A 16,869-nucleotide genomic window follows, 5' to 3' on the forward strand; every position below is an offset into this window, starting at 1 on the left:
TTCAATTCGTAGCTGTCGAGGAAGGTGTCAATTTCACCATACACTATAACAGTTATATTATCCTCTGCTATTCCTCTATATCATCTATATGCTATTTAAATTTTCTCTTTCTTGCAGCTTCAGACTTCTTCTTTCTCTTTACACTTGGCTTAACGTAATGCTCTCTCTTCTTCACCTCAGATAAGACTCCAGCCCGTGCACACTTCCTTTTAAACCTTTTAAGAGCACTTTCCAAGGACTCATTCTCTCCAACTTTTATTTCAGACATATATTTTCCCTCCCTCCACTAGTACAAAATAAAAACTTTATACTCTAATGGGTCAGCGATTTCATCTAGAATTATACAATAAATATTTTTTTATGTCAATAAAGAAAACTTCTACACTCTAAAGCCATTTACCAATAATTTTTTTAAAATACCTCACAATTAATTATGTACTTTTTTAAAACTAATTATTACTTTTTTAATAATTAATTTTGAGATTTTAAAATTTCCATTGGATCAAAATTGTACGAAGCTAAAGGATTCGAAAATATAAAATAAATCTCCTTAGATTTATCTACAATATATTTTGCAATGTTTATCTCAGAAATACTTGAAACATCTTTAGTCCTACCTAATTTGACTACTATATCAAAGAATGTCATTCCTTTTTTAATTTCTGATAATTGACTTGAGGTTATAGTCCTTACATTATTTTTAGATGATAACGTTTCTGAATAAAACAAACTCAAATCTATCTTTTTGAGTATAACATTCATGTTTTTTATTCTCGTTAAAAACTCTATATCATCGGCTATATTAAGGACTAAGTTCTTCATTCTATTCGAAGAAGTGTCCTTTTGATAAACAGAACTCCAATAATTTAGCCCCTCTAAATCAGCTTCTCTGTTAAACAATACTTCATACACTATTTGGATAAATTGCTTGTCCGAAACATTTCTAGCCTTAAATTCATTTGTGGATATAAAACTCTCTATTAAATCTATAGCACCCTTTTCTTGGGAAGTTAAAGCCGTCCTCCAGTAATTAAGTCCATCATTATCATAACTCCTTCCCAAAATATACTGATAAGCGTCTCTTATGAATACATCTATATCCTTTAGCTCATCAATTGTTTGTTCGAGGAGCTCTTCTTCAAACTTCTTAAACAATATACCATGTTCATTTACTTTACTCATGAACTCGTCAGCATGAGCCATATCATTTATCAAATTGAGTTTTTGTTCATTACCGCTATTATTTCCTAGTTTATCCATCCAATAATTGAAGCCCTCTTCCTCAGAATCTCTATTCATCAAAAGACTATAAGCCTTATTTATAAAATCCTCTGATGAAATATTAAGTTCTTCAAATTCCTTTTGGTCTAACATTTGATTTAAAAAATTGAGAATTCCTGTTTTGCCATCTAATATTTGCTGTTTCCAGTACAGTTTCCCTTCTTCATCTGCTTCCCTATTTAACATTATAGAATAGACATTGTCCAAAAACCCATTTAAAAAATCTTCTTTAGTCTGTGCCCTTGGCATAATACTCACAGTACTCAAGCATAAAGACATTAACCCAATAAGAACAAATCTTTTTATACTTTTCCTCACCTTATAAATTCCTTCCGTAAAAATCTATCAGCAAAATGTCGGAGACAACTCTTGTCCACCAACTATATGAAAATGTAGATGCTTAACCGACTGAAAAGCATGTTCACCACAATTATTAACTATTCTATATCCACTTTCAGCAATATTAAGAGCCTTAACAATTTTTGTTATAGCAAAGAAAATGTATTTTATATAATAGATATTTTCATCAGATATACCGTTAATATCTTCGATATGAACCTTAGGTATAATAATCACATGGTTAGTCGCAGAAGGATAAATATCCTCAAAGGCAACCACATATTCATCTTCGTAAACTATCGTACAAGGAACTTCTCCCTGAATTATTTTACAGAAAATACATTCCATTTATACACAACCCCCTATTTAACAATTTGTCCAAGCAAAAACTCTCCATTATGACATCCTATAAAAGTTTTAACTATTTTCCCTAGACAATTTCTATCGTACGGATCTGAATAAACCTTTATGTAGTTATTTGTATAACCGCAAATTGTATCGTTGTTTGATGAAACAGTGCAATAAAGGACGTCCATAACTCGCCCAACATACTTTTCAAGAAAGTCTACTCTATTACGTTTAACGATGGACGAAACTATTTTACTTCTTTCACTTTTAACACTACTGCTAATTTGTAAATCCATTACGGCAGCTCTAGTACCAGACCTCTTACTATATTTAAAAATATGTGCATCTTGCAATCTTATTTTATTTAAAAAATCCACCGTTTCCTGAAACTCTTCTTCAGTTTCTCCAGGAAACCCTACAATCAAATCAGTCGTTATACTAACATCGTTTATTAATTCTCTAAATTGACTAACAACTTCTTCATATTTAACAGTATCATATTTTCTCTTCATTCTTTTTAAAACACTATCAGAACCACTTTGCAATGACAAATGAAAATGTGGCATCAGCTTCTCAACTCTACTCAATCTCTCTATAATTTTAAAATCAAAGTACTCTGGATCTACCGAACCTATTCTTATTCGTTCAAGTCCCTTTATATGATCTATAGATTCAATTAAGTCAACCAAACTAATATTATCATTCAAATCAATACCATAGGAAGTAGTGTTGATTCCAGTTAATACAATTTCTTTATATCCATTATCAACAACAGCTTTCACTTCATCATAAACCTTCTTTGGATCTTTACTACAAACACCCCCACGTGCAAAAGGTATTATACAATAACTACAAAATTTATTACAACCATCTTGAATTTTTATAAATGCTCTATGCTTATCTTCAAAATTATCCAATATACCATCTTCAAAGTTAAAATTTCCTAACAAATCATCATCAATCTTAATAACCTTGTCATTAGTTTCAAGAAACAAATTTATGTAATGAGGCAATTTACTTTTAAATCTATTGCCCAAAATTATATCAACATTTCTTATGCTGGAAACCTCACTTTTAGAAACTTGAGGATAGCATCCGACCATGGCAATTATGGAATCAGGATTAATCCCTTTAAACTTGGAAATAAATTGTCGAGATTTTTTATCGCTGTTATTTGTGACAGTGCAAGTATTTATACAATACACATCTGCAAATTCGTTATGAGAAACTATCTCAAACTCATTTCTTCTAAGCATCGATATCATAATCTCTGTATCATAAATATTGACTCTGCATCCCAAAGTAACTATTGCAACTTTCATATTTTCTTCCTTTTCAAATCAAATTACCCATATTCCCAAACTCATAACGAAGTATCGATGAAATAACTATAGCCGATGTTTCTGTTCTCAATATTCTGTTACCTAAACTTACAGATTTACCTCCCAAACCTTTTATAAAGTTAACTTCTTCCTCTTCAAATCCACCCTCAGGTCCAATAAAAACACAAACCCTTTTTACATTCTCAATGATGTCAGCCTCTCTTAGAACACTCTTCAAACTAATTTCTTCCCTTTCATAAAGAACAATTATCAAATCATACACACACATATCACGAACTGATAAATCGATCAATTTTACAGGAAAACCTATATCAGGAATACTGGAACTTCCACATTGCTTACAAGCTTCTCTAGCTATTCTGTTTAACCTATCAAATTTAAATTTATCCAAATTGGTTTTAAAGTTAACCCTATTTGTCAAAATCGGTGTTATATTTTCAACCCCTATCTCAGTCAACTTTTGAACTATGAGTTCGAGTTTATTCTGCTTTGGGTATCCTTGAAAAACCGAAATGCTAATGCCATTCTTATTAGATATATCAACTCTATTTAGAAGCTTGATCGTACAAGATTTAGAATCTGATTCTAAAATCTCACTTTCAAAGCTACAATCTTTGTAATTACTCATAATTAATTTATCGCCAACTTTAAAACGCAAAACTCTTAAAATATGTTTAGCTTCATCACCACTTATCGTTAGAGTATCAATTCCCTCTTTGTATTCAAAATCTGTAAAAAATCTACGCATCTAAAATACTCCTCGGATAATTATATCACATTCTATATATTTTTTATAGCAAAAGCAACCCATCCATTTTCCCTCATTTCATCAACTATCACAAGATTATACTCTTTAATCCTATCCTTAATTAAATTAACTTTGCTTTCTATTATTCCTGAAATTACAAAAACCCCATCCCTATTCATAATTTTAGGAACATCAGGTATCAGTTCAAAGATTACTTCTGCAATTATATTTGAAACAATGAAATCCCCTCTATCAGATGAACTATCCAACAAGTTGCCCTCAAGGACTTCTACATTTGAAATATGGTTCAAAGAGATATTATATTTTGCAGAACTCACAGACACTTTATCTAAATCCACAGCTACTACCTTAAGTGCTCCAAGTTTAGACATAAGTATTGACAAAATACCAGATCCTGTCCCAATGTCATATGCAAAAACACCTGTCTTCATGTGCTTATCAATCATCAACATGCAAAGCTTAGTAGTCTCATGAGTTCCTGTACCAAACGCCATGCCCGGATCAATGTTAATTAAAATTTCTCCATCTTTCAAATCGTAATTTTCCCATTCAGGTTTAACGACAATTTTATTATTCAATTTAAAAGTATGATAATGTTTTTTCCAATTATTTGCCCAATCTTCATCGAACACTTTGCTAATTTGAATTTCATAATCTATACCTTGAAATTTAATTGTGCTCTCTAAAACATTTAAAAATTCAATTAAATTTTCTTTGTCACTTAGGTAATACCTAACGTTACAAAAATCTTTTCCTTCTGGAAAAACTTCATTTTCCCCAAAATATGTATCAAAATTTAAATGATTTTCTTCGAATAAATGCCTAGGATCTTCCACAAAAAGTTCAAATATTCCCAAACGATAAAATATATTTTCGATTTTCTCTAAATCATTTGGACTAATCTTTATTTTGATTTCCGTATAAGAAACTTCCATTAATTCCTCCATTGATTAATCAAAATTCGCTTTATGAAATTATATCATTTAAATTACATAAATTTCTATATTGAACATCTTTATTCAGAATTTATGTTATAATATATAAATGGAATAATTTATGGAGACAGAAAATGTATGATATTTATACAGCAGTGATTCAAACTGGATTCAATAAGTCTAAAAAGATATTAAATTTAGGCGAAGAAGTAATTTTATTAAAAGAGCCTGATAATAATCACGATCCAGAAGCTATAAGTTGTGTTGTTCCGTCAATTGGGAAAATTGGATATGTTATAAATGATTTTAGGACATTACCTAATGGATGCTTTAGTGCTGGAAGAATTTACGACATGTTCAAGGTTGGTATATTTGCTGAAGCTAAATTTATATTGAATAACATTTCTATTTTAAAATTGAATTTGGAAAGTAGAAATATTTTGAATGATATTTATAAGTCATCGTTTTCCAATCTTTTTTAAAAACTCTAAAGCCACTGATTTAAGTTTTAAAAAGTGGCTTTAAACTTACACAACTAAGATATTGTTGTTTTTTAATTCCTCAGCTGCTTTATTATCAAATTCTATGTTTGTGTCACCTATACGAATGGTTTTAAACTTTAAATCATTAAGCATCTCTTTAAAATGTAAAAATTCTTTTCTTGATAACTCTATAGACCTAATTTCCTTACGCCTTTTATCCTTATCGATTTTTACATTTCTCATCAATCTTCCAATTTTATTATCAAGCTTTTTTACATATCTGGATAGCTGCTTGTCCACACTATGAACGCTCTTTTCAATCAAAGAGTCAACATTATTAAAAATTTCAACTTTCGAGCTTTCAAAAACATCATGTATTGTTTGCAAAAAAGTATTCTTAAAATCCTTAAAATCAATGGAATAGATTGTCTTTTCTTTTATCTTTATACTCTTTATTTTCTTCACATATAGATACGCAAGACCTATTCCAGCTCCAAAAGCAGCCCCAATTGCAGTTTCCAATACAGGCACAGTGCTACCCATAATTCCACCAAGAGCACTTCCGGCTACACTAGTTGCAGCCATACTTATACTTAATGTCGAAGTATTGAGATCTCCTGATTCTTTTACAACACTTTGAGTTTCAATAATATCAAGTTCGCTAAAATTAATATTGCTTATACAGATATCATCAAAATTATATATTTGAAATTTAAATTTTATTTGCTCATTTATGTATTTTGTGAACTCACTTCCGACCTTTCTAAAAGATTCATTTAAATTTTTGCTTATTTCCATTTGAGTGTTAAATGACTCACTGTAAATATGATCGTTAATTTTATTAATCGTAACGTTTAAACTCTCTCTAATATTATTTTCGATAACATTAACCCTATAAAGAAGCTCCTCCTTAGTATCAGATTCCAAAATATTCTTTACGGGCAACATATTGTTAACCATCTTATTAAGATAATCAGACATCTCATCAAGCTTAACAGAAATACTATTTTTCAATGTATTCAAAGAGTTTTTAGGAATATCAATAACTTCAATAAAATTATCTTTAAGTTTCAATAAATCATTTTTTATTTTATCTAATTTCCCAATTGATAAATTGTACTTGTTGTTTATACTTATTATATCGTTCTCCATACTGCTTATTATATCATCGTTTATTCTAATAAGATGTTCTATTGAAACTTCTAAATTCTCTTCAGCGAAATTTGAAAACACACAATTTAAAATTTCCTTTTCGATAATTTCAATTTTACTTTCTTTAAGTAAATCATCTGAATATTCAATAGGCTCTAACTTAAAACTCCTAGTGACGCCGTTAATTTTTATTTTCTCTGTATATCGTGATCCATAAAGCCTGTCTATCTCATTCAACATTTCCTGAGATGCAATATTCTTTCTAACAATTCTAGAAAAAAGTGCCTGCTTGGCTGAGAAAGCATAAACATTTGGATTTTTTATAATTGGAATGTATTCTTTTATCATTTCTTTAGTCTTCTTTACGCATTCATCGATACTATCATCTTTGTCACACATTAAATCAATTTTATTAATAACAAAAAATATTTTATCCTTAGATCTCTCAACTATATTCTCATTACTTGCAATGTATCTTAAAATTTTTCCATTTATGTCAGACATAAAATTCTGATAATCAAAGATCAATATGAGTGCATCAGAATCTCTGAGCTCCTTTAAAGAAATTTTCTGTATGTGCTCAACATTAAAATTAGACGTTGAAATCTCATCAGGACCTGGAGTATCTAAAAGTACAAAATTCTTTATGACATCACCATATATGGAGGTTTGTAATCCATTAATAGGAGAATGTAACTGATACTTATGTATTCTTGAATGATCGTTATTTTTTCTACTCTCTTTCACATCATTATGAAACATCTGTTCTAAAGTCAAGTTCCTATTCGATTTAATATTTTCAGAATCACCATTTACGAAATATTTCTTAACAAATGTACATTCATCACTTGAATGAAAAATTTCAGTTGTTGCCAATGTACAAGGAGCATTTTGATTTGGTAGCAAATCTCTTCCAATAAATGCATTTAACATAGTAGATTTACCTGATTTAATTGCACCAACAACAGCAACCTTAAAAGTTTTTTGTGTTAAAATGTATTTGATATTATTTAGAAATATCTTAAATTCACTATTATCAAATATCTCCTTACTATCTTCTAATTTTAAAAACATATCTTCAATCAATGAAATAACTTTTTTATATTTATCTATGTACAAAATAAAAATTCACCTCAAATTTAATTATCTAAATGGAATAATTTTACAATTATTATAATATAACTTTTACCTTTTTTAAACTTTTTTTATTTTAGAAATGGGGGGGAAATATGCAACCATTAGCAGATAAACTGAGGCCTAAATCTTTAGAAGATTTTATAGGTCAAGAACATTTAATAGGTCAAGACAAGCTTTTAACTAAAATAATTAAATCTGGTAAGATCCCAAATATGATAATATACGGACCACCTGGAACTGGAAAAACATCAATTGCAAATATAATTTCACATGAATGCAATAGAAAATTTTACAAACTAAACGGAACCATAACGAACACTGAAGAGATAAAAAATATAATTAAAAATATTTACAATTTTGATGGATACAGTGGGATAATTCTATATATAGACGAGATACATTTCCTATCCAAGAAACAGCAACAACTAATATTGGAATTTATAGAAAATGGATCCATCACACTTATAGGTAGTACCACAGAAAATATAAATTTCTCTATTTTCAATTCTATCTTGAGCAGATGTATAACTTTAAATTTTAAACCTCTGAATCAAACACAAATTTCAAAACAATTAAGAATTATTATAAATAGAGATTTTTCAAATTACAATTTTACAGAAAAAAGCATTGATCTAATTTCATCAATTTCATTTGGAGATTTTAGGAAATCTTTAAACATACTTGAGTTAATAATAAACACGTGCAACCATTCAGAAAAAATAACAATAGAACACGTAAAAAACCTTCAACAGTCTACAAACAAATATCAAAATAATAAAGATGATCTTTATAATTCAATAAGTTATCTACAAAAAAGTATACGTGGTTCTGATCCTAATGCAGCCTTAATAGCACTAGCAATGTTATTAAATATTGGGGCATTAGAACAAACTTGTAGAAGACTTTTAGTTATTGCTTGTGAGGATATAGGACTTGCGTATCCCCAAGCTATTTCTATAACTAAATCTTGTACTGACTCTGCGTTATATCTTGGTTTACCAGAAGCTAGAATCGTTCTTTCACAAGCCGTAATACTTCTCAGTACATTACCGAAATCAAATAGTTCATACGCAGCCATAAATAAAGCTTTAGAAGATGTAAAATCCTTAAATATGGAAATACCAATTTACCTATGTGATAACTTTTCAAATGAATTTACAAAAAATAAAAAGAGTTACTTGTATCCTCATGACTTCCCTAAAAATTATGTAAATCAAAGTTATATGCCTCCAGGATTTGAAGACAAAGTCTATTATACTTATGGAAATAACAAATTTGAAAATTCTATAAAAGAGTATTGGAAAAAAATAAAATAGCTACTAATTTAAGAATTAGTAGCTAAAGCTTAATCAAAAAACCCCCAACCCTTTTTCTTGCGATGAGGTTTTTTATCAGAATATTCTTGGTTTCCATCAAAAGACCTTTGTGCAATCTCAATAGCTTCTCTTTGCTGTTCATTTAAAATCTTAGGTATATCTACAACAATCTTAACGTGGTGTTCTCCTCTAAAATTAGAATTAACCTTATGAATTCCTTTTCCTTTAAGAACATGTACTGTATCTGATTGTGTTCCCGGTTTTATATCTATATTATGACTTCCATCTAAGGTTTCTATTGTAGTTTCACCACCTAATATAGCTCTCCAAATAGAAACATGGTGCTCTGAGAACACATCATTCCCTTTGCGTTTAAATTTATTGCTACTCATAACATTAACATTTATATATAAATCTCCTGAAGGTGCTCCAACATCCCCTGCTTCACCTTCACCACGCATAGATATCACTTGTCCAGTATCTATTCCCTTAGGTATTGATATTGTCACCTTTTTCTCTACGTTTACTTTACCAGTTCCTCTACATGAGCTGCACGGATTTAAGTTAATTTTACCATCGCCTGAACACTTGGAACAAGTAGACATAGACACCATACTACCAAACGGTGTATTTCTTTGAACTTTCACCTGACCAGATCCTTGACATTTATCACACGTAACTTTACTGCTACCTGGCCTACTTCCACTTCCATTACAAACTCCACATTTATCTTTCCTTCTTATTAAGATATCCTTAGTACATCCAAAAACAGCTTCTTCAAATTTTAATGTCAAGCTATACTCCAAATCATTTCCAGGTTTAGGTCCACCCTTTTTAGCTCTTCCTCCAAATCCTCCTCCAAAAAAACTAGAAAATATATCTCCTATATCAAAATCCATATCAAATCCATCAAAACCTGAGGATCCCGAACCACCATAACTTGCACCACGTGTGTAAGCATCATGACCTACTCTATCATAACTAGCTCTTTTATCAGGATCACTTAAAACCTGATAAGCTTCATTTATCTCTTTAAACTTCTTCTCTGCATCTAAATTTCCCTTATTTCTATCAGGGTGATATTTTATAGCTTGCCTCTTAAATGCACTCTTTATCTCTGTATCAGAAGCATTACTACTAACACCCAAAACTTCATAGTAACTCTTATTAGACATAATCACCTCAAATTCGACCGCTAGGATGGCAAAAACATTACCACCTAGCAACCATCAAAAATTATTCACTATCCTCAACCTTGTAATCCTTAGCCTCGTATGTTTGTTGATCAGATCCACTATCACCAGAACCATTTGAAGAATCTGAATTTTGCTGATACATCTTAGTTGATAATGCATAAAATAATTGCATCAATTCCTCTTGAATTCTCTTGATATCATCAACATTATCGCCACTTAAAGCCTCCCTCAATGATTTAACTTTATCCTCTATATTAGACCTTTCAGACGAATCTACTTTATCACCAAATTCTTTAAGAGAGTTTTCTACTTGATAAATTGACGTTTCAGCTGTATTTCTTACCTCTATACTTTCCTTCCTCTTCTTGTCTTCATCTGCATATTTCTCAGCATCCTTAACTGCCTTGTCTATCTCTTCATCACTCAAATTAGTTGTAGCAGTTATAGTAATATCGGCCTTTTTACCAGTAGACTTATCCATAGCACTTACCTTAACTATACCATTAGCATCTATATCATAAGTAACCTCTATTTGAGGAATTCCTCTAGGTGCTGGAGGTATTCCAGATAGAGTAAATCTACCCAAAGTCTTATTATCTACAGCCATCTGTCTCTCACCTTGAACAATATGTATTTCAACAGAGGTTTGATTGTCAGCAGCAGTTGAAAAAACTTGGCTTTTTGTTACAGGTATTGTCGTATTTCTTTCTATTATAACTGTAGAAACTCCACCTAAAGTTTCTATACCCAAGCTAAGTGGAGTAACATCTAACAGCAACAAATTCTTATTATCATAATCTCCACTGAGTATTCCACCTTGAATAGCAGCACCTACAGCCACACATTCATCTGGATTAACTCCTTTAGAAGGTTCCTTTCCTGTAAAATTTCTAACTGCATCCTGTATTGCTGGAATTCTTGTAGAACCTCCAACCAACACAACCTTATTTATATCATCAATTTTAAGATTAGCATCTTGTAGAGCTTTTTTCATAGGTTCAAGAGTCCTACTAACCAAATCAGATGTTATTTCATTAAACTTAGCCCTAGTAAGAGTCATTTCAATGTGTTTTGGACCACTGGCATCAGCAGTAATAAAAGGTAAATTTATGTTGGTTTGTTGAGAAGACGATAACTCTATTTTCGACTTTTCAGCTGCCTCTTTTAACCTCTGAAGCGACATCTTATCGTTTTTTAAATCTATCCCAGTATTTGATTTAAAGTCATTAGCTATATAGTCGATAATTTTTTGATCAAAATCATCTCCTCCTAAAAAGGTATCGCCATTAGTTGCAAGCACCTCAAAAACACCATCTCCAAGTTCTAAAATAGACACATCAAAAGTGCCTCCACCTAAATCATAAACCAATATTTTTTCTTGAGCAGAAGTCTTATCTATTCCGTAAGCTAGTGAGGCAGCAGTAGGCTCGTTTATTATTCTTAAAACTTCCAAACCTGCTATTTTACCAGCATCCTTGGTAGCCTGCCTTTGACCATCATTGAAATAAGCAGGAACTGTTATTACCGCTTGAGTTACAGATTCACCAAGATAAGCTTCGGCATCTGCCTTAATCTTTTGTAGCACCATGGCTGATATCTCTTGTGGCGTATATTTTTTTCCCTCAATATCCACTTTGTAATCAGTTCCCATGTGCCTCTTTATAGATATAATTGTCTTATCAGGATTTGTAATAGATTGTCTTTTTGCAACTTGACCAACCAGTCTCTCTCCATTCGCTTGAAAAGAAACGACTGATGGAGTTGTTCTACCTCCTTCTGAATTTGGAATTACAACCGGTTCTCCACCTTCCATAACAGCAACACATGAATTAGTAGTACCTAAATCAATGCCTATAACTTTTCCCATAAATACATTCCTCCCAAATAAATATTTAAAAACACATTATTAATTAGCTACCTTTACCATACTATATCTAATAACTTTATCACCAATTCTATATCCCTTTTGCAAAACTTCAACTATTACATTTTTATCTAAGTTTTCATCAGATACATGCGAAACCGCCTCATGTAAATTAGGATCAAAGTTACTACTAGTATCTATTTCATCAACATTAAACTTATTCAAAACATCACGAAATAGCGAAATGACCATACTAACACCCTTCTTTAAAGACTCTATATCACCTTCAACGGATTCTGCCCTTTCCAAATTATCCAAAACTGGCAAAACACTAAAAATAACATCAATCATACCGCTACTATACGACTCATTCTTTTCTTTCAATGTACGTTTTCTATAATTATCATACTCTGCACTAAATCTTAAAATCTTATCTTTCAACTCATTTACTTCATTTCTCAACTCTAAATTTTCTTTTTCTAACCCCAAATCAAATTTTTGACATGTGGTATCATCTGAATCTCCATTACTATCTTCATTAAATCTTTCCTCACAAACATCACCATCACTATCTTCACAAGGTAACGTGGAATTCATATCTTCTATCATCGAAACAAAGCACCTCCTAAAAACAATATTTTCAAACTATACTCAAATTCACAAAATCTATCAAAAGCTTAAGTATAGAAACTATCTTAGGATAATCCATTCTCGTAGGTCCTATAATACCTATAGTCCCCAAAACCTTTCCACTCTTTTTATAATTCCCCAAAATCACACTGTAACAACTAGCTTCTTCAACATAATTTTCCTCACCAATTCTGATTTCAATATCATCCATAACACAGTCCAATAATGATTCAAAAACAACTCTATTATCAATAAAATACAAGAAATTCCTCATTTTATCAATATCACTGAATTCTGGATAGCTCAAAATGTTGTTTATACCCTCTACGTAACAGCTACTATTAAAAGTAACTAAATTACGCAAATTCGAAACTATACTTTCTGAAAAACACTGATCTATATCCACTGAATCCCTAATCTTATCCACAAGTTGAGAATCTATCTCCTCAACAGTACGATACACTAAATTGTCATTAATAACCCTATTAATTTTCTCTATATCATCATTGGAAACATCTCTGCTAACTCTTACCACATTATTCCTTATAACACCTTCATTAGTAACAAAAACCATTAATATATTATCACTATCTATTCTAACAAACTTTATAGATTTTACGGAATTCTTCATAACCGGTCGAGTCTTTAATATACAAGCCAAATTTGTCAACTTAGAAATGAGAGTCAGCTTAGACTTAAGTGCATTTTCAATACCAAATATATCCAAATTCACTAAATCAGATTTTATGAAACTTTCTTCTTCCTTACTTATTTTCGAAAGAGTCATCAACTTATCTACATAAAGCCTATACCCTTTATTTGATGGTCTTCTACCAGAAGAAGTATGAACCTGTTCAAGAAAACCTAATTCCTCCAGATCAGACATTTCGTTACGTATAGTAGCAGAACTTACACCAAAGTTATACCTTCTAGATAACGTTCTTGAACCAATCGGCTCACCCGTGCATATAAAATCTTGAATTATAGAGCACAATATTCTAGTTTTCCTCTCATCCATAATAATTAACCTCTCTCTGTTAGCACTCTATATTTTCGAGTGCTAATGGCTTGATAATACGATATCATTTTAAATACATTTTGTCAAATTTTTATTTTAGAAAATAAATTCGCTTATAATGTAGTTCATTAGAATAAGTCCTTTAGATGTCAAAAAAATACTATCTTGTTTAAACTCCATTAGATTATTTCTTACATACTTTTCTATATTTTTGTTATATACATCAAAAAAATCTACGTTAAATCTTTCTTTAAAATCTTTCATATTTATTCCTTCATTTTTCCTAAAACCAAGCATAATATACTCTTGTATATTATCAACTTCCTTATTTGTATAAATATTTATGTATCTATGCCTGTCAGTTTTTATCATCTCTATATATTTCTTTACATCCTTTGTATTTTCAAATCTTTTACCATAATAAAATGAATGTGCTGACACTCCAATTCCTATGTAAGAATTGAAATTCCAATATATCAAATTATGCAAACATTTCTTATTTTTTTTAGCATAATTAGATATTTCATATTGTTTAAATCCTAACTCTTCAAGTTTCTGTTTTGTATATTCGTACATAGCTAATTGTAACTCTTCATCCATTTCTTCAAACATTCCTATTTCATGCATTTTATAAAATTTTGTACCTTTTTCTAAAATTAAATTATACGCAGAAATATGAGTCAAATCATAATTTTTAATCACATCAATAGTATTCACATAATCCTCATTTTTTTCGCAAGGTATACCAAATATTAAATCAGCACTTATATTATTAAAACCAACATTAACAGCAAGATTAAAACTTTTATCAAAATCTATAAATCTATGATTCCTACCAATAAATTTTAAAGTTTTTTCATTAGCACTCTGTACACCAATACTAAGTCTATTTACCCCATATGAGTACATTATTTCTAATTTTTCTCGACTAAGAGTTCCGGGATTACACTCAATCGTAAACTCTAAAATCACTGAATTTTTAACTACTTTATTTATTCCAATTAATAGTTTCTTCATACAATCATTACTAAGATAACTTGGAGTCCCACCTCCTATAAATATGGTATCGAATTTTTCACATCTATACATTTCAAGTTCTTTAATGACAGCACATACATAATCATACATTAAATTCTCAGAAGATATATAAGATGTAAAATCGCAATAGTAACATTTCTTATCACAAAATGGAATATGAATATACAAGCCTAACATGACTTAATCAACCTTTAAAACAGACATAAATGCCTCTTGAGGTATATCTACCGAACCAATCTGTTTCATTCTTTTCTTTCCTTCCTTTTGCTTCTCCAACAACTTTTTCTTCCTGGTAATATCTCCACCATAACATTTGGCTAAGACATCCTTTCTAACAGCTCGTACCGTTTCACGTGCAATTATCTTAGCACCTACAGCTGCCTGAATCGGAATTTCAAACAATTGTCTCGGAATAGCCTCCTTGAGTTTTTCAACTATAACCTTTCCTCTCTGGTAGGCTTTTTCGTGTGGCACTATCATAGAAAGAGCATCTACTGGATCCCCATTCAATAATATATCTAATTTAACTAATTTCGTATTCTGATACCCACTTAACTCATAATCAAATGAAGCATATCCCTTAGTTCTAGATTTCAAACTATCAAAAAAATCATATATTATTTCATTCAGTGGAATTATGTACTTTAACATAACCCTTGTTGTATCTAAATATTGCATATCTAAAAAAACAGACCTCTTGCCCTGACACAACTCCATCACTCCACCTATAAAATCCGACGGAGTTATTATTGTTGCTTTAACAATAGGCTCCTCGGTAAAATTTATATCAGTAGTTTTGGGCATATTATAAGGATTAGTAACCTCCATAACATCCCCATCGGTCTTATGAACTTTATATATAACTGATGGAGCAGTTATTATTATATCTAAATTAAATTCTCTTTCTAAACGTTCTTGTATTATCTCCATATGTAGTAAACCTAAAAATCCACATCTAAATCCAAACCCAAGTGCTATAGATGTTTCAGGTTCAAATATCAAAGAAGCATCATTTAACTGTAGCTTATCGAGTGCTTCCTTAAGTTCCTCATACTTATCCCCAATAACAGGATAAACTCCACTAAAAACAGTAGGTATAACTGATTTATATCCTTCAAGTGCCTTTTCAGATGGATTTTGGACAGAAGTTATAGTATCTCCAACTCTGGCATCTTTAACATTTTTAATAGCAGCGGTAACATATCCCACATCTCCAGCCTGAAGTACACCAATCGATTTATAATTTGGTGTAAAAATACCAACTTCCGTGACTTCGTATTCCTTTCCTGAAGTCATAAACCTTATCTTCATATTAGGCTTTACGTATCCATCCTTAACTCGAATATAACAGATAACCCCTTTATAAGAGTCATACATAGAATCAAAAACAAGTGCCTTCAAAGGATCGTTCAATCCTCCATTAGGCGATGGTATCTTTTTTACTATAGTTTCTAATACATCTTCTATATTTAATCCCGTTTTAGCTGATATCGCCGGAGCATCACTGGCTTCAATTCCTATAATCTCTTCAATTTCAGACCTAACATCCTCTGTCCTCTGATTTGGTAAATCAACCTTATTAAGTATAGGTACAACTTCAAGACCAGCATCAGATGCAAGATAACAGTTTGCTAAAGTCTGTGCTTGAACTCCCTGGGTTGCATCTACAACCAATAAAGCTCCCTCACAAGCTGCTAAACTTCTAGAAACTTCATAATTAAAATCAACATGTCCAGGGGTATCTATCAAATTCAGTATGTACTCTTTGCCATCGGTAGGACTATTATACACGAGTCTTACTGCTTGAGATTTTATAGTTATTCCTCTCTCTTTTTCCAATTCCATATTGTCAAGTACTTGTTCTTCCATTTCTCTTTTTGTTAAAGTACCCGTAATTTCAATCAATCTATCCGCTAAAGTAGACTTTCCATGATCTATATGAGCTATTATACAAAAATTCCTTATGTATTTCTGTTTTTCATTTTCCATAAAATCACCTACAAATTTAATAAATATCTCTA

At 30.8% G+C, this 16,869-nt stretch carries 15 protein-coding genes; 2 read left to right on the forward strand and 13 right to left on the reverse strand.

The window, feature by feature from the left end; genetic code table 11:
* Positions 1–91: 91 nt before the first annotated feature.
* The 6 genes from rpsU to prmA all read right to left on the reverse strand — a co-directional run bounded on the left by rpsU (position 92) and on the right by prmA (position 5,015).
* Complete coding sequence (gene rpsU, locus AALI31_RS04935; RefSeq protein WP_005805980.1) at positions 92–268, reverse strand: 30S ribosomal protein S21; 177 nt, start codon at positions 266–268, stop codon at positions 92–94.
* Positions 269–471: 203 nt separating this feature from the next.
* Positions 472–1,599: a DUF4214 domain-containing protein gene (locus AALI31_RS04940; protein ID WP_489885426.1), complete on the reverse strand. Its 1,128-nt coding sequence runs from the start codon at positions 1,597–1,599 to the stop codon at positions 472–474.
* A gap of 27 nt (positions 1,600–1,626) precedes the next feature.
* On the reverse strand, positions 1,627–1,968 hold the full coding sequence (locus AALI31_RS04945) for a histidine triad nucleotide-binding protein (RefSeq protein ID WP_489885427.1): 342 nt from the start codon (positions 1,966–1,968) through the stop codon (positions 1,627–1,629).
* Between the two features lie 14 nt (positions 1,969–1,982).
* The gene (gene mtaB / locus AALI31_RS04950) at positions 1,983–3,290 is read right to left on the reverse strand and encodes a tRNA (N(6)-L-threonylcarbamoyladenosine(37)-C(2))-methylthiotransferase MtaB (RefSeq protein WP_489885428.1); all 1,308 of its coding nucleotides are present in this window, start codon (positions 3,288–3,290) and stop codon (positions 1,983–1,985) included.
* 13 nt (positions 3,291–3,303) lie between these two features.
* The gene (locus tag AALI31_RS04955; RefSeq protein WP_489885429.1) at positions 3,304–4,059 is read right to left on the reverse strand and encodes an RsmE family RNA methyltransferase; all 756 of its coding nucleotides are present in this window, start codon (positions 4,057–4,059) and stop codon (positions 3,304–3,306) included.
* A gap of 32 nt (positions 4,060–4,091) precedes the next feature.
* A complete protein-coding gene (gene prmA / locus AALI31_RS04960) occupies positions 4,092–5,015 on the reverse strand; it encodes a 50S ribosomal protein L11 methyltransferase (RefSeq protein ID WP_489885430.1) in 924 nt (307 codons plus the stop codon).
* Between the two features lie 134 nt (positions 5,016–5,149).
* Between prmA and AALI31_RS04965 the strand changes: the two genes are divergently transcribed.
* Positions 5,150–5,497 carry an HIRAN domain-containing protein gene (locus tag AALI31_RS04965; RefSeq protein ID WP_489885431.1) on the forward strand — a complete coding sequence of 116 codons (348 nt, stop codon included), beginning with the start codon at positions 5,150–5,152 and terminating at the stop codon, positions 5,495–5,497.
* Positions 5,498–5,542: 45 nt separating this feature from the next.
* Here the strand turns inward: AALI31_RS04965 and AALI31_RS04970 are convergent, their stop codons facing one another.
* A complete protein-coding gene (locus tag AALI31_RS04970; RefSeq protein WP_489885432.1) occupies positions 5,543–7,768 on the reverse strand; it encodes a dynamin family protein in 2,226 nt (741 codons plus the stop codon).
* 110 nt (positions 7,769–7,878) lie between these two features.
* On the opposite strand from AALI31_RS04970, the gene AALI31_RS04975 reads away from it, so the two are divergent.
* Positions 7,879–9,102 (forward strand): replication-associated recombination protein A, encoded by a 1,224-nt coding sequence (locus AALI31_RS04975; RefSeq protein ID WP_489885433.1) that lies wholly within the window; start codon positions 7,879–7,881, stop codon positions 9,100–9,102.
* 29 nt (positions 9,103–9,131) lie between these two features.
* Here the strand turns inward: AALI31_RS04975 and dnaJ are convergent, their stop codons facing one another.
* The 6 genes from dnaJ to lepA form a co-directional block, all read right to left on the reverse strand.
* Positions 9,132–10,277: a molecular chaperone DnaJ gene (gene dnaJ / locus AALI31_RS04980; protein ID WP_489885434.1), complete on the reverse strand. Its 1,146-nt coding sequence runs from the start codon at positions 10,275–10,277 to the stop codon at positions 9,132–9,134.
* 61 nt (positions 10,278–10,338) lie between these two features.
* Positions 10,339–12,165 carry a molecular chaperone DnaK gene (dnaK, locus tag AALI31_RS04985; RefSeq protein WP_489885435.1) on the reverse strand — a complete coding sequence of 609 codons (1,827 nt, stop codon included), beginning with the start codon at positions 12,163–12,165 and terminating at the stop codon, positions 10,339–10,341.
* Between the two features lie 39 nt (positions 12,166–12,204).
* A complete protein-coding gene (gene grpE / locus AALI31_RS04990) occupies positions 12,205–12,771 on the reverse strand; it encodes a nucleotide exchange factor GrpE (protein WP_489885436.1) in 567 nt (188 codons plus the stop codon).
* A 31-nt stretch (positions 12,772–12,802) separates the two neighbouring features.
* Positions 12,803–13,810: a heat-inducible transcriptional repressor HrcA gene (gene hrcA, locus AALI31_RS04995; protein WP_489885437.1), complete on the reverse strand. Its 1,008-nt coding sequence runs from the start codon at positions 13,808–13,810 to the stop codon at positions 12,803–12,805.
* Between the two features lie 96 nt (positions 13,811–13,906).
* Positions 13,907–15,025 (reverse strand): radical SAM family heme chaperone HemW, encoded by a 1,119-nt coding sequence (gene hemW, locus AALI31_RS05000; RefSeq protein ID WP_489885438.1) that lies wholly within the window; start codon positions 15,023–15,025, stop codon positions 13,907–13,909.
* A 3-nt stretch (positions 15,026–15,028) separates the two neighbouring features.
* On the reverse strand, positions 15,029–16,837 hold the full coding sequence (lepA, locus tag AALI31_RS05005; RefSeq protein ID WP_489885439.1) for a translation elongation factor 4: 1,809 nt from the start codon (positions 16,835–16,837) through the stop codon (positions 15,029–15,031).
* Between the last annotated feature and the right edge of the window lie 32 nt (positions 16,838–16,869).

It is taken from the genome of Anisomitus miae (SeqCode) (assembly GCF_054906395.1).